This window comes from Moorena producens PAL-8-15-08-1 (assembly GCF_001767235.1).
Taxonomy (GTDB): domain Bacteria; phylum Cyanobacteriota; class Cyanobacteriia; order Cyanobacteriales; family Coleofasciculaceae; genus Moorena; species Moorena producens_A.
In genome coordinates, this window is record NZ_CP017599.1 from 1,325,208 (window position 1) to 1,346,062 (window position 20,855).

At 44.8% G+C, this 20,855-nt stretch carries 20 protein-coding genes and 1 tRNA gene; 10 read left to right on the plus strand and 11 right to left on the minus strand.

Annotated elements, in window-relative coordinates:
• Positions 1–21 precede the first annotated feature (21 nt).
• Entirely contained in the window at positions 22–315 is a 294-nt protein-coding gene (locus BJP34_RS05130) for a hypothetical protein (RefSeq protein ID WP_070391418.1), read from the plus strand.
• Between the two features lie 46 nt (positions 316–361).
• Here BJP34_RS05130 and BJP34_RS05135 read toward each other — a convergent pair whose 3' ends face one another.
• The gene (locus tag BJP34_RS05135) at positions 362–865 is read right to left on the minus strand and encodes a DNA-binding protein (RefSeq protein WP_070391419.1); all 504 of its coding nucleotides are present in this window, start codon (positions 863–865) and stop codon (positions 362–364) included.
• Between the two features lie 132 nt (positions 866–997).
• Complete coding sequence (locus tag BJP34_RS47040) at positions 998–2,713, minus strand: hypothetical protein (protein ID WP_229424249.1); 1,716 nt, start codon at positions 2,711–2,713, stop codon at positions 998–1,000.
• A 521-nt stretch (positions 2,714–3,234) separates the two neighbouring features.
• Here BJP34_RS47040 and BJP34_RS05150 point away from each other — a divergent pair.
• The gene (locus tag BJP34_RS05150) at positions 3,235–7,227 is read left to right on the plus strand and encodes a magnesium chelatase subunit H (RefSeq protein WP_070391420.1); all 3,993 of its coding nucleotides are present in this window, start codon (positions 3,235–3,237) and stop codon (positions 7,225–7,227) included.
• A 630-nt stretch (positions 7,228–7,857) separates the two neighbouring features.
• On the plus strand, positions 7,858–8,112 hold the full coding sequence (locus BJP34_RS05155; RefSeq protein ID WP_070391421.1) for a hypothetical protein: 255 nt from the start codon (positions 7,858–7,860) through the stop codon (positions 8,110–8,112).
• Here the strand turns inward: BJP34_RS05155 and BJP34_RS05160 are convergent.
• Positions 8,109–8,399: a hypothetical protein gene (locus tag BJP34_RS05160; protein WP_149030807.1), complete on the minus strand. Its 291-nt coding sequence runs from the start codon at positions 8,397–8,399 to the stop codon at positions 8,109–8,111. The two genes, BJP34_RS05155 and BJP34_RS05160, sit on opposite strands and share 4 nt — an antisense overlap.
• 753 nt (positions 8,400–9,152) lie before the next feature.
• Here BJP34_RS05160 and BJP34_RS05165 point away from each other — a divergent pair.
• Entirely contained in the window at positions 9,153–10,022 is an 870-nt protein-coding gene (locus tag BJP34_RS05165) for a pentapeptide repeat-containing protein (protein ID WP_070391423.1), read from the plus strand.
• Between the two features lie 330 nt (positions 10,023–10,352).
• Here the strand turns inward: BJP34_RS05165 and BJP34_RS05170 are convergent, their stop codons facing one another.
• From BJP34_RS05170 to BJP34_RS42445, 3 genes are all read right to left on the minus strand, one after another.
• Positions 10,353–11,201: an enoyl-CoA hydratase/isomerase family protein gene (locus BJP34_RS05170; RefSeq protein ID WP_070391424.1), complete on the minus strand. Its 849-nt coding sequence runs from the start codon at positions 11,199–11,201 to the stop codon at positions 10,353–10,355.
• Positions 11,202–11,856: 655 nt separating this feature from the next.
• Positions 11,857–12,729, minus strand: a complete 873-nt coding sequence (locus tag BJP34_RS05175) for a Uma2 family endonuclease (RefSeq protein ID WP_070391425.1) — start codon at positions 12,727–12,729, stop codon at positions 11,857–11,859.
• Between the two features lie 58 nt (positions 12,730–12,787).
• Positions 12,788–13,006, minus strand: a complete 219-nt coding sequence (locus BJP34_RS42445; RefSeq protein WP_158517018.1) for a hypothetical protein — start codon at positions 13,004–13,006, stop codon at positions 12,788–12,790.
• Positions 13,007–13,274: 268 nt separating this feature from the next.
• Between BJP34_RS42445 and BJP34_RS42450 the strand changes: the two genes are divergently transcribed.
• On the plus strand, positions 13,275–13,436 hold the full coding sequence (locus tag BJP34_RS42450) for a hypothetical protein (protein ID WP_158517019.1): 162 nt from the start codon (positions 13,275–13,277) through the stop codon (positions 13,434–13,436).
• On the plus strand, positions 13,433–14,005 hold the full coding sequence (locus BJP34_RS05180; protein ID WP_070391426.1) for a Uma2 family endonuclease: 573 nt from the start codon (positions 13,433–13,435) through the stop codon (positions 14,003–14,005). Before BJP34_RS42450 ends, BJP34_RS05180 begins: the two co-directional genes overlap by 4 nt.
• A gap of 46 nt (positions 14,006–14,051) precedes the next feature.
• On the opposite strand, the gene BJP34_RS38760 is transcribed toward BJP34_RS05180, so the two are convergent.
• Positions 14,052–14,258 (minus strand): hypothetical protein, encoded by a 207-nt coding sequence (locus tag BJP34_RS38760; RefSeq protein ID WP_149030808.1) that lies wholly within the window; start codon positions 14,256–14,258, stop codon positions 14,052–14,054.
• A gap of 243 nt (positions 14,259–14,501) precedes the next feature.
• On the opposite strand from BJP34_RS38760, the gene BJP34_RS05185 reads away from it, so the two are divergent.
• On the plus strand, positions 14,502–16,337 hold the full coding sequence (locus tag BJP34_RS05185; protein WP_070391427.1) for an aspartate kinase: 1,836 nt from the start codon (positions 14,502–14,504) through the stop codon (positions 16,335–16,337).
• Between the two features lie 311 nt (positions 16,338–16,648).
• Here BJP34_RS05185 and BJP34_RS05190 read toward each other — a convergent pair whose 3' ends face one another.
• Both BJP34_RS05190 and BJP34_RS05195 read right to left on the minus strand, forming a co-directional pair.
• On the minus strand, positions 16,649–17,242 hold the full coding sequence (locus tag BJP34_RS05190; RefSeq protein WP_070391428.1) for an ExbD/TolR family protein: 594 nt from the start codon (positions 17,240–17,242) through the stop codon (positions 16,649–16,651).
• Between the two features lie 15 nt (positions 17,243–17,257).
• Entirely contained in the window at positions 17,258–17,896 is a 639-nt protein-coding gene (locus tag BJP34_RS05195; RefSeq protein ID WP_070391429.1) for a MotA/TolQ/ExbB proton channel family protein, read from the minus strand.
• Between the two features lie 777 nt (positions 17,897–18,673).
• Here BJP34_RS05195 and BJP34_RS05200 point away from each other — a divergent pair.
• Positions 18,674–18,970: a YkvA family protein gene (locus tag BJP34_RS05200; RefSeq protein ID WP_070391430.1), complete on the plus strand. Its 297-nt coding sequence runs from the start codon at positions 18,674–18,676 to the stop codon at positions 18,968–18,970.
• Here the strand turns inward: BJP34_RS05200 and BJP34_RS38765 are convergent.
• The gene (locus BJP34_RS38765; RefSeq protein WP_149030809.1) at positions 18,967–19,221 is read right to left on the minus strand and encodes a hypothetical protein; all 255 of its coding nucleotides are present in this window, start codon (positions 19,219–19,221) and stop codon (positions 18,967–18,969) included. The genes BJP34_RS05200 and BJP34_RS38765 overlap by 4 nt on opposite strands.
• Positions 19,222–19,231: 10 nt before the next feature.
• Positions 19,232–19,304: transfer RNA gene (locus tag BJP34_RS05205), tRNA-His, on the minus strand.
• Positions 19,305–19,541: 237 nt separating this feature from the next.
• On the opposite strand from BJP34_RS05205, the gene BJP34_RS05210 reads away from it, so the two are divergent.
• Positions 19,542–19,928: a DUF4359 domain-containing protein gene (locus BJP34_RS05210; protein WP_070391431.1), complete on the plus strand. Its 387-nt coding sequence runs from the start codon at positions 19,542–19,544 to the stop codon at positions 19,926–19,928.
• Positions 19,929–19,941: 13 nt separating this feature from the next.
• Entirely contained in the window at positions 19,942–20,811 is an 870-nt protein-coding gene (locus BJP34_RS05215) for a sugar kinase (RefSeq protein WP_070391432.1), read from the plus strand.
• Positions 20,812–20,855 lie beyond the last annotated feature (44 nt).

The window sequence follows — 20,855 nt, forward strand, 5'->3', positions numbered from 1 at the left end:
ATTCCCTACTATTCATGTGATATGCCAAGCATAAATCATAAAAATCCTCTTGTAATCGGCAGTTTAGTCGTTATTTTTATAAACCTAGTAATAGCTATTATTTGTTGGATTATTGTTCAACAATCTACGGGTTATGATGGTCTGTTTTATTTTTTTATATTGTCTATGATTGGTATCGCTCAGTTAGTCTATGTTATCCCAGCATTAATTGTGCTAAGATTGCTGGGAAGATGGGAATTGATTAAAGGAGTAATTATTGGTGGTTTGATTACAGGTTTGTTGAATCTTGGCGCTTGGTTTTTAATGCAAGCTTAAGCTAAAAGGTATTGCTAGCAAGCGTTATTGAAAAATAGCTCTTAATTTAACTAACTTCGTGAACTGTTGCGTCAAGGCTATCTTGACACTCTTCTAATGTCTCGTCGAGGTCCTCACTACCAGTAAACACTTTAGTAGTCACTGGAACGTTAGGCTCAACTTGGAGCCACACCGAATCACTAATAGACTCAGCTTGATTGGGTCTATAAACCAGTCGGCAGGCTCCTGCTATTTCTACCTCATGACAGTAATGAGTGCGCTCACCCCGTTTAACAGTAAACACTGGCAACGATGTCTGGTTCTTGTGATTACTCTTTAAGGCTTCCTCATTAACGTGGATATAGGTAGTTTCCAGATGTTTCTCCTGATTCCATGTACCTTTTGGTCCCCTACGACCTTCGGTGACCACTGGGACACCATCATATAATGGAATCTGCCAAAACCGACCAACTTTTTTGGCTCCTTTGATGCGATCTTTACTTAATAGCATCCGCAGTCGCTGAGATGATATACCCAGCAGAGATGCAGCTTGTGTTGTACCGACAACCATAACTAAAATACTATTGCGGAATAGTATTGTAATCCCATCTAACTGGGAAAGTCAAGCTAAAGTGGCGAGTCGGGAGTCGGGAGTCGGGAATCGGGAATCGGGAGTCGGGAATCAAAAATTATCAGAATTGATTTAGGTACCCGATATAAAGTCTTTGTCAAGTTCTTGTTTAACCAATTGAGCTAAGGTTTGGGCAGCTCCTGGTTTTCCGCGAACACTCTTGAGATGCGATCGCATTTCGGACAACTTCTCTGGATGCTCTAGATAGTCTAGGGCAAGTTGGGCAACCTCAACCGGCTCAAGTTTCCCTACCAATTCTGGCACAATTTCTCTTTTTGCCCAAATATTGGGCCATGCAAACAGACGCTTTTGCCCTAGCACCAACCAGTTAATCACTTTGGCTAGGCTAGAGCCTACTCCTGGTAACTTGACCAATAGACCGGGTAACCCATCCCAAGCCCGCATGGCATCTAACTGTTGCGTCGGCAACAGCACAATCATGGGTACCGCCAGAGACCCCAACTCAGCAGTATTCGCTCCCACTGTGGTTAAGCAAAGACAACATTGCGATAATAACTCATAGGCCGGAAAGGACTCCCAGAGTTCTACACACAAGCCACTGGGGGTTTTGAGGAATAGTTGCGGGGTGGAAGGTTTAAGGTTAGGAGGTTGAAGGTTAGCTGGTTGAAGGTTAGCTGGTTTAAGGTTAGCTGGTTGAAGGTTAGCTGGTTGAAGGTTAGCTGGTTGAAGGTTAGCTGGTTGAAGGTTAGCTGGTTGAAGGTTAGCTGGTTGAAGGTTAGCTGGTTTAAGGTTAGCTGGTTGAAGGTTAGGAGGTTGTTCGCCTTTGGCGTTCCGGTAGGGTAGGTTATCGGAGTTTGAACCTGTAACTTGTAACCCCTTAACCTGTAACCCGTTAACTTGTAACCCGTTAACCTGTAACCCGTTAACTTGTAACCCCTTAACCTGTAACCCTGGATTAATGACCGAGTCGTTATCAACATCAACTTTATAAATAAGTTGAGCCTCTGACCATCCTGTCTTGTTAATGATGGGATTGTGATCTCGATTGGCAAATTTGGCTAATGTTTTGAGATCTATGGTAGGAGCAACGGGAATCACAAAGCGAGTTTGGGGTCTAGCTCTGTGGATGTGTTCAGCGATCGCTAAAGACAAAGGCACTCCCTGAGCTAGTTTGGCTGGTTTTGACCCCGGTAATAGTGCGATCACTTCAGTGGAATGTTCAAGGGTATCTTCCGTTGAACCTGTAACCTGATAACCTGTAACCTGTAACCCTTGAGTAACCTGTAGCTCCTGATTAACCTGAGAACCTGCAACCTGTAACCCCTTATTAACCTGTAACCCTCTAATCTCTGCCATTAAATCTCCCACTATGGTGAATTTGTGGGCATAGGTCTTAGGCACTTGAGCGATAATATCCGGTTTCATCACGCCAAAGTGGTCAATCCAGCGGTACCAACGAGCATCCCACTCGGCATAGACAACACTGCGATATCCTAAGCGCTTACTAATCACTACTGGGAAAAATTGGTCTCCCCCTAGGAATAGAACAACCCCTTGTGAATGCCAGTCCCAGTTTTCAGCTGTATTCCCCGACAACAAGAATGGTAAAAAATCCTCCGCTGCCTGAACCCGGTCTACTTCTGGGTAGGATTTTGCGATCGCATCTTCTTTGCCCGTGGCATGAGGGCAAGGAGATAGCACTACCGATATCCGGAGTAATGAACGGTCATTCCCTAGAGTTTGCCGCAATGCCTTCACCACTGGTCGCACCCAGGTGGTCAACTCTCCTGGGCCATTGGACATAACTAAAATATCTGCTGCTGGCACTCTTCCCCACTCCTAATTATCACTATCTGGCTTGCTTTCAGCTATCAGCTGAAAGATGATAGCTGACTGCTGACGGCTTACCACTGACCGCTGACTACAAAATCTTAAGTAATGATTAAGTAGTAACGATAAGTAATAGTTGTATAAATCGATAAAATATCCTTATATATACAGCTAAGGTTACCTTTGTCAAGGATTTTTATTGTTTAGTTTTTTTAAGCTAAGCGGATTTAGCACTTCAGTAATTGTTAATTAATATTACAAAAAACCGTAATTTTTATATCGAATTGTATCAGATAACCGCTGGAACTCCCTGAAAGTATACGTTTTTTGATAGAAACTCTTTAGTTGGCAAAACAAAACTATTTCAACCAAGAGTGAGTGGTCACTGGTAGAGACGTTCGATAGCACATCTGTCAATAAAATCTAAATACGATCAAAACTATCAAAGGTGATCAGCCACTTACCGCCACTCAAGGTAAGGCACAGATAACGAATAATCAGGAAGGAGATCTAGCCACATGTTCACTCACGTCAAGTCCACCATTAGACACATCACCCCGGAACCCTTGAATGGGCGTCATTTGCTGAAGGTGGTCTATGTCGTGCTAGAACCGCAGTACCAAAGTGCATTATCAGCTGCTGTTCGGTCAATCAATCAAAATCAACCGGATATCGCTATTGAAATCAGCGGTTACCTCATTGAGGAACTCCGTGACCCAGAAAACTATGAAGACTTTAAACGGGATATAGCAGAAGCCAATATCTTTATCGCTTCACTAATCTTTATAGAAGACTTGGCCGAGAAGGTAGTAGCCGCTGTACAACCCCATCGCGATCACTTGGATGCCGCAGTAGTATTTCCATCAATGCCTAAAGTGATGCGCCTGAATAAATTAGGTAGCTTCTCCATGGCCAATTTGGGGCAATCCAAGAGTGCGATCGCACAATTCATGCGTAAGCGCAAGAAAAAATCTGGGTCTTCCTTCCAAGACAGTATGCTCAAGCTGTTGCAGACCTTACCGAAAGTCCTGAAGTATATGCCCATGGACAAAGCTCAGGATGCTCGCAACTTCATGCTCAGTTTCCAGTATTGGCTAGGGGGGTCTTCTGATAACCTGGAAAACTTCTTGCTGATGCTAGCAGATAAGTATGTCTTTAAGCGCGAGAAGAAAAACAGCGAAACCTCTGTCCAATTCAAAGACCCAGTAGTTTATCCAGATATGGGGGTTTGGCATCCTCTAGCACCACAAATGTTTGAAGATGTCAAGGAATACCTTAACTGGCATAGTAGCCGTCAAGATATCTCAACAGACTTAAAAGACCCTCTTGCTCCCTGTATTGGTTTAGTCCTGCAACGCACTCACCTAGTGACAGGGGATGATGCCCATTATGTAGCTATGGTGCAGGAACTGGAAGCTATGGGAGCAAGGGTGATTCCGATATTTGCTGGTGGTCTGGATTTCTCTAAACCTGTAGATACCTATTTTTCTGAGGAACATGGCAAAACCGTAGTGCCCTTAGTGGATGCTGTGGTATCTCTAACCGGCTTTGCTCTAGTAGGAGGTCCAGCACGGCAAGACCATCCCAAAGCAATTGAATCCTTAAAACGCCTCAATCGCCCCTATATGGTTACACTTCCCTTAGTCTTCCAAACTACGGAAGAGTGGGAAAATAGTGACTTGGGACTGCACCCGATTCAAGTAGCATTGCAAATTGCCATTCCAGAGCTGGATGGTGCCATTGAACCAATTATCCTATCCGGACGGGATGGCGCAACTGGAAAATCCATTGCGTTACAGGACCGGATTGAATCAGTAGCCCGACGGGTCATGAAATGGGCGAATTTGCGCCGTAAGCCCAAGCTTGATAAGAAAATTGCCATCACAGTCTTTAGCTTTCCTCCAGATAAAGGCAATGTTGGGACAGCGGCCTATCTTGATGTATTTGGTTCCATCTATAAAGTGATGGAAGCCCTGAACAACAATGGTTATGATGTCCAAGACTTGCCGGAATCTGCTGAGGCACTGATGCAAGAGGTGATCCATGATGCCCAAGCTCAGTACGCTAGTCCAGAATTGAATATTGCTCACCGGATGTCGGTGGTGGAGTATGAACGGTTTACTCCCTACTCCACTCGCTTAGAGGAAAACTGGGGACCACCACCAGGACATCTTAATAGTGATGGACAAAACTTGTTAATCTACGGCAAGCACTTCGGGAATGTATTCATTGGAGTACAACCTACCTTTGGGTATGAAGGAGACCCAATGCTACTGTTGTTCTCCCGTTCCGCAAGTCCTCACCATGGCTTTGCTGCTTATTACACCTATTTAGAACAAATCTGGCAAGCCGATGCGGTGCTGCACTTCGGAACCCACGGGTCTCTAGAATTTATGCCAGGGAAACAGATGGGGATGTCTGGAGACTGTTATCCAGATAATTTAATTGGTTCTATTCCCAATCTTTATTACTATGCTGCTAATAATCCCAGTGAAGCAACCATTGCTAAGCGCCGCAGCTACGCTGAAACCATATCCTATCTCACCCCACCGGCAGAAAATGCTGGATTATATAAGGGGTTAAAGGAACTCAGTGAGTTAATTGGGTCTTATCAAACTCTCAAAGATACTGGGCGCGGTGTTCCCATTGTTAACACCATTATGGATAAGTGCCGCTTGGTGAATCTTGACCAAGATATTGCCTTGCCCGAGCAAGATGCCAAGGAGCTGAGTGCCGAAGAACGGGATACCTTGGTAGGTCAGGTGTACCGCCGTTTGATGGAAATTGAGTCAAGGTTGTTACCCTGTGGGTTACACGTGATTGGTAAGCCACCAACCGCAGAAGAAGCGATCGCAACGCTAGTCAATATTGCTAACCTAGACCGTAGCGAAGACGAAATCATCGGTTTACCCCGGATTATTGCTAACAGTATTGAGCGAGAGATTGATGAAATTTACAGCAACAATGACCAAGGCATCTTAGCTGATGTGGAGTTGTTGCAAGATATAACCCAAGCTACCCGTGCTGCTGTTAGTGCTATGGTTCAAGCTCAAATCGACAGCGATGGACGGGTCTCTAAAGTCTCTAAACTCAACTTCCTCAATCTTGGTAAAAAAGAACCTTGGGTAGAAGCTTTGCACAATCTAGGATATACCAACGTAGATTCCGACGCGATCAAGCCTCTGTTTGACTATCTGGAATTCTGTTTACAGCAGATAGTAGCAGACAACGAACTAGGAGCAATGCTCCAAGCCTTAGATGGGGAATATGTGCTGCCCGGTCCTGGTGGTGACCCGATCCGAAATCCCGATGTGCTACCGACCGGTAAGAATATTCACGCCCTCGACCCCCAATCCATTCCCACCCTAGCAGCGGTGAAATCTGCCAAAATCGTAGTAGACCGACTGTTGGCACGGCAAAAGCGAGATAATGATGGGGCTTGGCCAGAAACCATTGCGTGTGTGCTATGGGGTACCGATAATATTAAGACCTATGGCGAATCCCTAGCCCAAATTCTGTGGATGGTCGGGGTTAAGCCAGTGCCCGATGCCTTGGGACGGGTGAATAAATTAGAACTAATTCCCTTAGAAGAGTTAGGTCGTCCTCGGATTGATGTGGTAGTAAACTGTTCCGGTGTCTTCCGGGATTTGTTCATCAATCAGATGAATTTACTAGACCAAGGGGTGAAAATGGCCGCAGAAGCGGATGAACCCCTGGAAATGAACTTTGTGCGCAAACACAGTTTGCAACAAGCTCAAGAGATGGGGATTAATCTACGGCAAGCTGCCACTCGGGTGTTCTCCAATGCGTCTGGTTCCTATGCGTCCAATGTTAATTTAGCTGTCGAAAACAGCACCTGGGAAGAAGAAGCCGAGTTACAAAATATGTATCTCAGTCGCAAATCCTTTGCCTTCTCCTCCGATAGCCCAGGCACCATGGAACAGAGTCAGAAGATTTTTGAGTCCGCCTTGAAAACCGCTGATGTTACCTTCCAGAATCTTGATTCATCGGAAATTAGCCTTACTGATGTTTCTCATTACTTTGACTCTGACCCCACTAAAGTAGTAGCAAACTTGCGCAAGGATGGTAAGAAACCAACTGCTTACATAGCTGATACTACTACTGCTAATGCTCAGGTTCGCACCCTATCAGAAACCGTCCGTTTAGATGCCCGGACTAAGTTACTTAATCCCAAGTGGTACGAAGGGATGTTGAATCATGGCTATGAAGGAGTGCGGGAACTTTCCAAACGCTTAGTGAATACTATGGGTTGGAGTGCAACGGCTGATGCAGTAGATAACTGGGTTTATGAAGATGTGAATACTACCTTTATCCAGGATGAAGAAATGCGTCAGCGGTTAATGAATTTGAATCCCAATTCCTTCCGTAAAGTAGTGTCTACCTTATTGGAAGTTAATGGCCGTGGCTATTGGGAAACCAGTGAGAGTAATTTACAACTGTTGCGCGAATTGTATCAGGAGGTTGAAGATAGGATTGAAGGAATAGAATAGGATTATAGCGCTACGCCCAAGGCAAGAGGCAATAGGCAACAGGCAATAGGCAATAGGGAATCGTGAATCATATTCCCCCCTTATTAAGGTCTCCCCCTTCTTAAAGTCCCCCCCTTATTAAGGGGGGTTAGGGGGGATCCCTACTCACTTCAAAATGTACCTAATAAATATGAAAAACCCTATAGTCAAAATATAGCAATTCTATATCCCATAAGTTACAAATTGATCCCCCGTTGGTCCCCCTTAATAAGGGGGACTTTGAGGTTGATAAGCGTACCACATAACTGCGAGAAACGCTATATAGCAATTGTATATCCCATAAGGTACAAATTGATCCCCCGTTGGTCCCCCTTAATAAGGGGGACTTTGAAGTTGAAAAGCGTACCTGATAACTGCGAGAAAAGAGTAGCTTTTTCGAGACGTTCAATAGAGCGTCTCGAATTTTTATGAATTACGAATTTGCCCCCTAAATCCCCCAATTCTGGGGGACTTTAACTCAATTTACCCCCAAATTTGGGGGGCTAGGGGGGCGAAATTTGCTGTCAAAAAAAAATTTCTAAAAACCCTTGACAAAATAATTTAGAATCATTATGATTATATTAGGCAAACAACAAGCAAAAGGTGAACCTTATGGATTCCGAATTTCGCCCAAACCCAGAGACAAATCCCGAGGATATAACTCCTAGTAATAATCCTCAAGAATCGTTTCCCAAAAAATACCCGGTTCAGCATATTTTGAAGGGCTCCCGCAAGGGCATAATTAACACCATGCATTCCCTCTATGCAGTGGGTTATGCGGAAATCTCCGAGTGGACTCCTCTGCAACCGACGGGACTTCCTGGAGAATTTATTACGATGATGACCAAGTACCTAACTCTGGGTTAAGCTATTAAATTGCTGGGGGGCTTTGCCCCCTGGCCAAACCATCGGGGCTGCTCCCATGGGAGCATGTCTGGTATGGTGCGAAATCTGAAGATCATAAGGTTCATCTGGCCGTGGATAGTATTTCTGCGGCTATTTTTTTTTAAGGGAGTAGGGAGTAGGGAGTAGGGAGTAGGGAGTAGGGAGTAGGGAATCGGGAATCGGGAATCGGGTTTATCTAACTTTTGCTGTTTAATCCGGTGGGTGGAATGGGCATGTTGGTGGAACTGGCATCTTGGTAGAACTGGCATCTTGCCAGTTTCAATATATTTTCGAGCGGGCAGGATGTCCACTCTACTCCTATTCATTACAAGACTGATGTAACGCCGAATTTAAATAGCTTCGTCCTACTTTAAAACCTGAGAATTTTTTGTATAGGGGCAAAAAAAGACCTGACGACTGGACTTAGAGAGGGTAATAACTTCGGAAATTACTTTTATCAAAAAAAAACAGGACTTCTACAAGCACATTATGTAAATATAGAAAGTTAATTAAAACCTCTATATTACATTTATACCTAGTTAGCAACTATGAAATTTAAGCAAATACTTAATCAAATCAAAGTCTCGATGTCTTGGTCAACAGCTTCTCACCAAGATATTAATAAAATAGCTTTAAAAATTTATAATAATCGTCAAGTAACCGAAAAAAATGGGAATGCTTAAAAAGACTGGCTTAAAGCTTAAAAAATAGCTAACAATCCCTTGATATTACTATTGTTTAAGTGCAATCAACCACTTATCAAAACAGAAAAAAAGTTTTTGGAACCAGTTTTAGATTACCTCAAGAGGTTAGCACTGCTATAAATTTTAGAACTACTCGGTAATATATCTCTACTTATTGGTGTAATTGTCTTTATCGCTGGTGAGGAGGATAGACGAAATAGTGAGATTTATGAAGCATGGCAGGTAATTACAGCAGCTCACAACCAAGCTGGCAGTGGCGGTAGAATACAAGCTCTGGAATTCCTAAACTCAGAACCTAGGCGTATTCCCTGGTTTTGGTTGACCTGGGAGAGAGAGAGTTTAGCAGGTTTAGAGGCTCCAAAAGCTTATTTGAGAGAAGTTGAACTCTCTGATGCTGACCTAGCTAATGCTAATTTACAGAAAGCTGATTTACAGGAAGCTAATTTACGGGACGCTAATTTACGGGAAGCTAATTTACGGGACGCTAATTTACGGGACGTTAATTTACAGGGAGCTTATTTACAGAGAACTGATTTACAGGAAACTGATTTACAGGAAGCTAATTTACAGGGAGCTAATTTACAGGAAGCTAATTTGCAGGGAGTTGATTTACAGGGAGCTAATTTACAGGAAGCTTTTTTAGGAACAGGTTATTTAGCGGCATTTTACCAGGAAGCTAATTTACAGGGAGCTAATTTACAGGGAGCTAATTTACAGAGAACTTATTTAGATGGAGTTAATTTACAGGAAGCTGATTTACAGGACGCTAATTTGCAGGAAGCTGATTTAGCGGGAGCTAATTTACCGGGAGCTGATTTATGGGGAGCTAATTTGCAGGAAGGTAATTTAAAGTACGCTAATTTACGGAAAGCTAATTTACAGGACGCTAATTTACAGGACGCTAATTTAGAGGACGCTAATTTACAGGGTGCTAATTTACAGGGTGCTAATTTACAGGACGCTAATTTAGAAAAATCTAATTTAAAAAATGTACTTTATTCAGACGAAACCACATTAGAAGCTGTGTGTAAAAAAAATAACATGAGCTATCCTTGCCCCACCATATTTCCTAAAGACTTTGACCCTAAAGCTGCAGGAATGAAACTCATAAAAGATCTAAAAGATATACCTACCCAAGGCAACTATTGGATAGAGAGGTACAAGCCACCTTCCCATTGGAGTCTATGAGGTAGGCACCTGGGGGTTTTTCTGAGGTGCTGTCCAGCTTGCTTCGGATTATTTCCATCCCAAGTCAAGACCAAGAGGGAGTCGGGAGATAGGGAGAGCTGACCAAGTCCGATAAGATGCGATCGCATAAAACATCTCGCTACTCCCTTGGGTTATCGACAGTATTTGTAACCCAAGCCATTAAATCACCTTTGTAATAAATTGCTGCACCAGGCCAAGTTTACCCAAAGTCAATTGCAGTTTTCCATTCTTTCGATTAATCATTGATACATAACAGGTGGGAGCATGTGCCCCCGCCACAATGTTTGCCATAGATGCCGTCTCGGACAATTATTCGTTTATGTCCTGAACTTTCACGAGCATATCCGGCCAGGAGCGCTGATTATCCATATCAAACTGTGCACCTTGTTCATCTGCCCACTTGAAGCGTTTAAGAGCCGGAGTTTGGCTGGTTGCCTGATATAACCAATAAGCTTCAGTGCGCAGCGCTTCTTCAATTGGCAGATCGATAGACTCATAAACGGCCTGTTTAGTGGCATTGATCGACTCCGACGGCCAAAGCGCAATACGTTTTGCAAGATCTTCAACAAAAAGTCCGATCTCTTCGGGATCCAAAGCACGGTTGATCGTACCAACCCTTTCCGCTTCATCAGCATCAAAATCACGGGCACCCAGAACAATCTCAAGGGCACGACCAAGACCGACTTGGCGCGCCATACGGGATGCACCACCACCGCAAGGTAGGATGCCCATACCAACTTCCATCTGCATAAATCTAGCTTTACCCCGAGCTGCGAAACGCATATCGCAAGCAAGGGCAAACTCATGGCCTCCACCTCTAGCAAAGCCTTCGATTTTGGCAATGGTCGCCTGAGGCAGTTTGCTAATTCGCTCTAGCACTACCTGTAGATCTAACAACTTCACCTCGTCCCGTGAAACAGCTTTGCCTGACATATCTTTCAGGAAATTAGTATCAGCATGGCACACGAAAATCTCAGGATGCGCTGATTGGAAAACCACAACTTTAATATCCCTGTCAGCTTCCAATTTCTGAGCTAACATATTCAGGTCAGCAAGCATTGGCAGCCCCTGAACATTCACAGGTGGATAATCAAACGTGACAGTGAGAACCCCATCATTAACTTCAGCGTTAAACGTTGTAAACCCTTCATAGTTCATTGGTATTGCTCCTGGTGTTGGTTAATGTTAGAATCCTTCGAGGGCATTCTTGCCGATCACAGGATCACTCTGCTGAAGCTCATGAGCCGTTTTAAGACAGCCTGGATTATAACATAGCTGAATTAGTATCGCAGCTCGGCTAAAGAATACTTAACGCATCGTCTTTTTGAGTGTGTTAAACAAGGGGTTGGAGTCGTAACCATGCAAGAAGTTACGCGAATAACTGTACCAATTAAACCCTCTAAAAATTAGTAGCCTCAAACCCTTGAAATCTCCTTCTCTTTTTACGTACCAAACAAACCTTGGGAGAACTGGTAAACTCTTTCAGATACAAAACTTCACAAATGCTAGGATCTCAAACATAATGCATCGCTGTCTAGGAATCAAAAACGCGATCGCTTTTAGCGGAAGCGAAGCTTCATCGCGTAGCGTGGCCATAGGCCAATCGCTAAAACAACTATATATCGTTAATTATAATTATTTATACTTATAAAGTACCTTCAAGTTTGTTCTCCCTACTCTCTTTCCTAAATAAGGGTGCATCTCCTACCTTTTGGTGGTGCGTTACGGGGCTACTGGCTACGACATTGAATATCATGGCAATCCCTCCCCTAACGCACCCTATGCACTTACACCAATCCCTTACGCGATCGCTTCAAACTTGATCAGGATCCACTCCCATAGCTCGTAAACGAGCAGCCAGTTGCTCAGCTCGTTGTTGAGCTTGAGCTAATTGCTGTTGAGCTTGGGTAGCTTCTTGTTGAGCTTGGGTAGCTTCTTGTTGAGCTTGGGTAGCTTCTTGTTGAGCTTGGGTAGCTTCTTGTTGAGCTTGAGCGGCTTCTTGTTGAGCTTGGGTAGCTTCTTGTTGAGCTTGGGCTGCTTCTTCTTGAGCTTGCACTGCTATTTCTTCAGCAGTAGGTAGCACAATTCCCTCTAAAGTAGCCCAACGTAACCAAGTCGTATCGACATTTTTATAGACCCCTTGCCAACGAACTAAGGCTAATCCTAATCTTTCGCTAATTAGTCGTCCTTGTTCATCTTCAGTTAAAGGCTGATAGACGCCATTGTGTAACCTAAATCCGGCAAAATCCTCTGGATTAAACGGGTCGTACCAAAAATATTCTGGTACTCTGACTTGGTCTTGATAAACTACTTTTTTAGTCGTTTTATCCGTGTTGGCTGTACTGTCAGAAATTAGCTCAATAATCACATCAGGTGCTTTACCTTCTTCCCAAACTACCCAACTGAGTCGTTCGGCTTTGGGAACTCCAAGCACTACAAATACATCCGGACCTCGAAAATCTTGATTCTTAATTTGTTCTGCACTGAAGTAAAGAAACATATTACCCCCAAAATAGCCATCTTCCCGCTGGGCTAACCAAGGGTATAACGGGTCAGTCAGCAATTCCATCTGAAGTTTATGTCGTTCCGTTTCCATGGGAATACCGTCATCACAGGGAAGTTCATATTGAGTTGGCGGTATAGGAGGAGTATTAGGCACAACAGCAGAGGTCATAGTTTTAGACATAGTGGTGGTATTTCCTACTCAAATTTAACGCCTATCGCTAAGGTATCGTTGAAACTTGCTAAAAAACCCAGCCGTTGGTTCTGTCTTTTTTGAGCAAACTATGGTAAAGCGCTACGCGCAATGGCATTGGCAAGAGGCAAGAGGCAAGAGGCAAGAGGCAAGAGGCAAGAGGCAAGAGGCAAGAGGCAAGAGGCAAGAGGCAAGAGGCAAGAGGCAAGAGGCAAAAGTCTACTACAAAAGCAAACCTTTTTGAGCTTTTATAAATGTCAAATGCCATAAAGGAGTTGCTATACTAGCTATTCTATTAGTAGTCAATTTTTATAGGGCAACAAAGGCCTACGGCCTTTGGCCACGCTGCGCGAACGCCGATCGGAATAGTTATTGATCACTGGGAATCAATAACGCGATCGCGTAGCGTGACCAAAGGTCAATCGCTAAAACAACTATATAGCGTGATTTATAAATATTTATACTTACAATTTACCTTAACGTTTCTTCTCCCAACTCCCAACTCCCAAATCCCTTTGCTAAATAACTTGAATATAGTGCTCTCTAGCCTAATCAGGTACACAAAATTTTTTCCCTCTTGCCTCTTGCCTCTTGCCTCTTGCCTATTCTCTGTTCCCTGTTCCCTGTTCCCTGTTCCCTGTTCCCTGTTCCCTACTCCCTACTCCCTACTCCCTACTCCCTTCCCTAAACAATTATGACTTCCTTAACCCTTGATCTCCAATCAATTCAACTTACCGACGAGCAATTTTTCCAGCTTTGTCAAGACAACGACGATTTAAAATTTGAACGCAATGCTAATGGAAATTTAATTATTATGTCACCTACTGGCGGCAGCACAGGAAACCGGAATGGTAGATTAAACCAACAGTTGTTTAACTGGAGTGATTCCGATGGAACTGGCATTGCTTTCGATTCTTCCACTGGTTTTCAACTCCCCAATGGAGCAGACCGTTCTCCCGATGCATCTTGGATACCATTACAAAGCTGGAATAGTTTAACTCCTCAACAACAAGAGAAATTTCTGCCCCTGTGTCCTGACTTTGTGATTGAATTACGTTCGCCCAGTGATACCTTAATAGCAATTCGCAAAAAGATGGAAGAATACCGAGACAATGGCAGTCGTTTAGGTTGGTTAATTAATCGTAAAGACCGACAAGTGGAAATTTATCGACCAAGTAAAGAGGTTGAGGTTTTAGAGTCTCCCAGTAGTTTATCGGGAGAAGAGGTTTTGCCTGGTTTTGTGCTGTATCTTGACCTAATTTGGTGAAGGTTTCTAAGCGATCAGCGGTCAGTTGTCAGCGATCAGCGGTCAGCTATCTTGCTTTAAACCTGTATGGTCTTTTTGTTTCTGTCCAATAAAACTCCGGATCTCTTTTGCCTTTTGCCTCTTGCCTCTTGCCTTTTTCGGCAATCGATGACTTTACAACCCAGATCCAAAAGCTGATTGCTGAAAGCTGATTGCTGAAAGCTGATTGCTTCCCTAAAAACAAAAGACTGAAAAAATATTTTTTTGTTGACAATTATTGACGATTTTGTTAACGTATCCAGGGAATTACGATGTAAGCAGTCAGCAGTAAGCGGTCAGCCGTCAGCCATCAGCCGTCAGCCATCAGCCGTCAGCCTTTAGCTGAAAGCACCTCAAGTAGCACCATCTGTAGCGCTAATCGCTGTTCGCTGATAGCTGATAGCTGATAGCTTACATTACCATTCACTCAATCCTGGAAACGGGAGTCAAACAAAAAAACAAATAGTGGAATAAGCTTATGGCGCTAGTTGTCCAAAAATACGGTGGTACCTCGGTGGGCTCTGTGGAACGCATACAAGCCGTTGCCCAGCGAATTATCAAAACAGTCCAACAAGACAATTCCGTGGTAGTGGTGGTGTCCGCTATGGGTAAGACTACCGATGGTTTGGTACAACTAGCGAAAGCCATCTCCCCTGATCCCTCTCGTCGGGAAATGGATATGCTGCTATCCACCGGTGAGCAAGTCTCCATTGCTCTATTATCCATGGCCCTACAGGAATTAGGGCAACCAGCTATTTCCCTGACTGGCGCTCAAGTAGGTATTGTAACAGAAGCTAAACACAGTAGCGCTAGGATTCTGCAAATCGAAACCGAGCGGCTGGAGCGGTCTTTAAACGAGGGGAAAGTTGTAGTAGTTGCTGGTTTCCAGGGCATCACCAGCACTGATGAGTTAGAAATCACTACCCTAGGTCGGGGTGGATCTGATACTTCAGCCGTAGCCCTAGCCGCAGCACTGGGGGCATCTCGCTGTGAGATTTATACCGATGTACCGGGGATTTTAACCACTGACCCCCGGATCGTACCGGATGCTCAACTGATGGCGGAAATTACCGCTGATGAAATGCTGGAATTAGCTAGCTTAGGGGCAAAAGTCCTCCATCCCCGTGCGGTAGAAATTGCGCGCAACTATGGCTTAACCTTAGTAGTCTTATCCAGCTGGAGCGATGAGCCTGGCACTAGAGTAATTTCCCCAAGCTCTCCCCCCCGTTCCTTAGAGGGATTAGAAATTGCTCGACCAGTGAATACCGTAGAATATGACACCGATCAGGCAAAAGTAGCCCTCTTACGAGTGCCCGATTCCCCTGGTGTAGCAGCACGGTTGTTTGGTGAAATTGCAGTTCAAGACCTAGATGTAGATTTGATTATCCAGTCAATTCACGAACAGAATACTAATGATATTGCCTTTACCGTCAATACCAATATTCTCAATCGAGCTGAAGCAGTAGCCGAAGCCATTGCTCCCGCCCTGCGTCGCCAAACCACCCCCGATACTCAAGAAGCAGAAGTAATGGTCGGTAGGGATATTGCTAAAGTCTCGATCACTGGAGCAGGGATGATTGGACGTCCTGGGGTTGCAGCTCAGATGTTCCAGGCTTTAGCGGATGCTGGTGTCAACATTGAGATGATTTCCACCTCCGAAATCAAAGTCAGCTGTGTGATTGATGCCCTCGAATGCGATCGCGCGATCGCGGCCTTGTGTAACTGTTTCGATATCAACAATACCCCCATTCATCTACCCATTCGAGATCAAGCAGGAGATAGTGACCACTCAATCCCGGTCACCCACCCCCCCGTTCGAGGTGTAGCCCTAGACATCAAGCAAGCCCGTCTAGCCATTCGTGAAATTCCCGATCGTCCAGGCATGGCAGCCAAGATATTTGGAACCTTGGCAGAGCAAAATATTAGTATTGATATGATTATCCAGTCCCAACGCTGTCGAATCATTAATGGAATTGCCACCAGGGATCTTGCCTTCACAGTACCTCAAGCCGAAGCAGAAATGGCTCAGAAAGCCTTACAACAAATCGCACCAGTGATTGGGTGTAGTGAAATTCTCCTGGATGCCGATATTGCAAAAGTCAGTATTGTCGGTGCTGGCATGATTGACCAACCAGGGATCGCAGCACAGATGTTTGCTGCCCTAGCCGAAGAACAAATCAATATTCAAATGATTGCCACCTCAGAAATTAAGATTAGCTGTGTTGTTGCCCAAGACCAAGGAGTGCGAGCATTGCAAGCTATTCATAAAGCCTTTGGTCTTGCTGGAAGCCAAAAAATCCAGGTTCCAGCTTAGGACTCTAGAGAGGGGGAAGATAGGGGAGTGTGGGGAGAAGTAGTGTTCGATAATTAGGTATACTTAAAGACATTGTCTTGATCCAAAGCGCGAGTGGTTTGATTTCTGTGTGGGTCACCTGTGTCCGTACCTTGAAAGCCTCGTGGAAACTAGGGATCCCCCCAAACCCCCCTTAACAAGGGGGGGACACAACTGTTGCTGACCTGACTCCCCATCTCCCCATCTCCCCATCTCCCCATCTCCCCACTCTCCCCATCTCCCGTTTCTCCCCATCTCCCCATCTCCCCATCTCCCCACACTTCCGAAAAACCTTATTTATTATTGGTAGATCCAGGCAAAAACTTTAATATGTCATTAAGAGCATCAGAGGAGTTGTTTCCAGGAGAGTTAACCTTAGGCACACCTGTTCCCGATGGCAGGGAAGGTATAAAGTCAATGGATTGACCTGAGGATCCTGGTAGAGTAGCTAGGGCTACGCGATCGCCTCCCACTTGTCGTAGCACATCCAATACCTGAACGACCTCGTTGTAACTGGCCTCCTTGGAAGCATAAAGGGCCATCAACCCATAAGGATTGGTTTGACGATATGCCTGCAGTTTCTTTTTGAACTGCTCTTGGGTTACTACTGGCTCCTGTTCAACATAGAGTTGACCAAACTCATTAAGGCTAACCATTAAGATTTCCCGTCCTTGAGCCTTAGCAGTACTTGCCTTAGGCAAATCCACGCTCAGGGCTTGCTGGCGAGATAAAGTAACAGCTGCCAAAATGAAAAAGGTCAGAATACAAAAAATTACATCAATCAGGGGAACAATCTCAACCCGAACCTCTTCCGGCGAGCTATCCATTCGCAGTCTTAGAGGACGGACTGCCATCGGGGAACGAACTGAATCCTTTTTTTTCGTCATAAATTTTTCCTGTGACTAAGAGCTTTCTTCTTGTTGTAACCAATCTTGTCGATAAAGCAATTCCAACTCGCTTCCAGCTTTGCGGAACACTTTAACTTGGTTAAACCAAAAAGCCTGAAATAGTCGATAGAAAGCCAGACTGATAATCGCCACAATCAAACCGGTAGCTGTGCTAATCAGAGATTCTCCAATTCCCTGAGTCACCCCATCGGTGGAAGCTGTGCCAAGGTCACTAATCCGAATGGAACCCAATGAATTAATCAAGCCCAACACTGTACCGAGTAATCCCAACAGTGGTGCTAGAGCAATCACAGCTTCCAGGAGTTTATCCCCCCGTCGCATAGCAGCTAATTCATCATCCGCAGCCGACTCTAGAGCCAGCCGGAATACTTCTGGGTCAGGATTATTCAGTCGTAAAGGAGCATACAAATATCTACCGATGGGTTGTCGGCGTGACTCAAGGGCAATCTGTCTAGCAACATGCCAGCTACCAGCTGCTGCCTCTAGAACACGATTAACAATTATGCCTTCCCTCAACGCTATAGTTGCCCAAAACCAAATCCGTTCAAAGATTGTACCCATAGTCAGGATCGATAGAGCCAACAGAGGCCACATGGCGATCCCACCTTTTGCAATAAGTTCGACAATATCCACGACTTGCCCTTACTTCCAAATAACTCAGTGGTCTATCAATCTTCTATTGATTTTCAACCACTTGCCAAGAAACTGATCCTATTCTCCACAAGTTAACTGATTAGGTCAGGAAATTTACACTTGGACTTTAGCATATCCGGTACAGAGTGTCTTAGGTAGTGCAGGGAGATGGGGAGATGGGGAGAAACGGGAGATGGGGAGATGGGGAGATGGGGAGATGGGGAAATGGGGAAAAATTGAATTTCAATGGGGCTAAGGTCTGATCACCATAACCAAGTTCCATATTAGGGAAAGCCTCAATTTTTGGTTTCAGTGTGGAATGGGCATCTTGCCCGTTTCAACTGCCTAAATTCTAGTAAAAACTCTAATCAAACGGGTGGTTATCCCCATAGTCGGTTTCTGGAAGAATCTGGCACTATAAATAGTAGCTATAGAGTATTGAGTCCTGTCTTGATGCAGTCGCTCATGGGGGGAACCCCCAAGACCTCGCTGCATCGCTGTTTGGTACGTCAGAGCCGGAGACTTCCCCAATCCGGTCTATAGGCAAAACCCCTTGTCCGGTTGCTTCTAATCCGGAGAAATCTTAACAAGAGGTGCGACCCAAGGGCGATTTACTCGCCCATTGGAAAGCGCACCTATGTGGCCCTTGGGGATAACGAGTTTGGCTGGTCTCGGCTTATGAGCATTTCAAACCAGTCCTATAAACCATTAGTTGGAGGTGTGGCTTTCCTACCCACGCAACTTGGTATGGGATGAGGTATTCAGCCGCAAATTTTGATGAACAATCCAATTCAATCTTTTTACAACTGGTATCGCAACACTATCCGCCATTCTAAGTATCGCTGGTGGATCATCTTGGGAACCCTAGTTTACTTTCTGAGCCCCATTGATATTTCCCCAGACTTTATTCCCATCATTGGGCAAATTGATGATATCGCAGTTATAACCCTGCTGGTTTCGGAGCTGTCTCAGTGGCTAATTGACTTTGCCAAAACCCGCCAAAGCGAAAAGATTGCCAATGACTCTCAAGACCCTGAAGTCAAGACTGTGGATGTAGACTCTATGGGTGTCTAGTCAAGCGTCTTGAGAGGATTTAGGCAGAAGTGATGATGTGAATCTACTTCTGCATTTTTTTGGCATTGCTGAGGGGTGGGATGAATATGAGTGGGGTGGGCATCCTGCCCGCCTGGAAGTTGAAACAGGCAAGATGCCTGTTCCACAGCAAGATGCCCCGAAGTTGAAACAGGCAAGATGCCTGTTCCACGCCTGATGCCCCGAAGTTGAAACAGGCAAGATGCCTGTTCCACGCCTGATTCCCATGCCACGGACTTTTAGGGCGAACGACGGGACTCGAACCCGCGAGTGGTGGAACCACAATCCACTGCCTTAACCACTTGGCTACGCTCGCCATAATCTTACCGTTGTTGATTATAGCATGTTATTTGTTGGTTTATCAACAATCTCTGAAATTTTGATGGGTTTCTGCTCAGTCCGTCAGTCCTGTGGTTTGCTGACAATTGCTGCAATTGTCTTGCCCTCAAGGACTTCCATCACAGCTTTCGACGTTACCACTATTTTGCAGTTAATCTGGAACTCGAAGGCTTAATAGCCATCGTAATATATAATATATCGTTAAAAAATTCAGATGAAGATTTCACAGGTTGTCACCGCTGTTGGCACAATGGTGCTGGCGGTGGTGGGAGGCTCGATGGTGGTGACCAATCCTGGACAAGCTACCTATGAAGATTATGCGGTTGAGCAACTGAGCAAGTATCTAAAAGAAGAAGTTTGTCCCCAAGCTCCGGAAGCCCTAGACGGTTTCATCCGCCGTCAGTGTACCATACTGGTGGATACAGGACGACCCCAAATTAAGCAAGTTGTTGCCCAGACCACAAAGCGAGAAAATTTTTTGCTCTTTAGTATTTACCGCACTGACCTGGATGTTGGTACGCTGATCCCTTCATACTCCTTTGAAACTGTTGGGATCTGTCAACAATTCTACCTTTACAAGGCTGATGAAAAATCATACTAAGGGTAGTTGTTAGATGGCGAGCACTGGTCTTTTTGTGGGGATGGTTACCTTAGACCTGGTATACCTCAGCAGCAACCTACCAAGCAGCAATGAAAAAATAACTGCCTCTGACTATACGGTAGCGGCTGGGGGACCAGCAACGAATGCAGCAGTAACGTTTAGCTATCTGGGGAATCTAGCTAAAATTCTAGGTGTGGTGGGAATTAATCCGATTACTCAGCTAATTCGCAGCGATTTGACCAGTCATGGCGTAATCATCGCCGACCTTGACCCAGCTAACCCCCAACCGCCGCCAGTATCTTCGATCATTGTTACGGAATCCACAGGCGATCGCGCAGTTATTTCGATTAATGCTACTAAAATCCAAGCCAGCAGTACACAAATACCTCAGGATTTAGACTTGATGGTGGATGTGGTGCTCATTGATGGTCATCAGATGGTGGTTAGTAATGCGATCGCAAAATTTGCCAAAACTCATCATATCCCTGTAGTCATGGATGGCGGTAGCTGGAAGCCAGGATTTGAAACAATTTTGCCCTATGTTGATTACGCCATTTGCTCAGCCAATTTCTATCCACCAGGGTGCTCTGACCAAGAAGAGGTGATGGCTTATCTCCTAGACGCTGGGATTCCTCACATTGCCATTACCCAAGGAGAAAAACCAATTCAGTATCGTAGCTTAGGAGTGTCCGGTGAAGTAACCGTACCCCAGATTCAAGCAGTAGATACTTTGGGAGCTGGGGATGTGTTTCACGGTGCCTTCTGTCACTATATTCTACAGAAAGAGTTTACTGATGCCCTAGCCGCAGCAGCAAAGGTAGCTACCAATTCCTGTCAGTTTTTTGGCACTCGTCGGTGGATGGAAAAAGATATTGAAAATTAGAGCAACAAAGGGTTGTCTGCCCACAGCGATAGAGAACTAGGAGG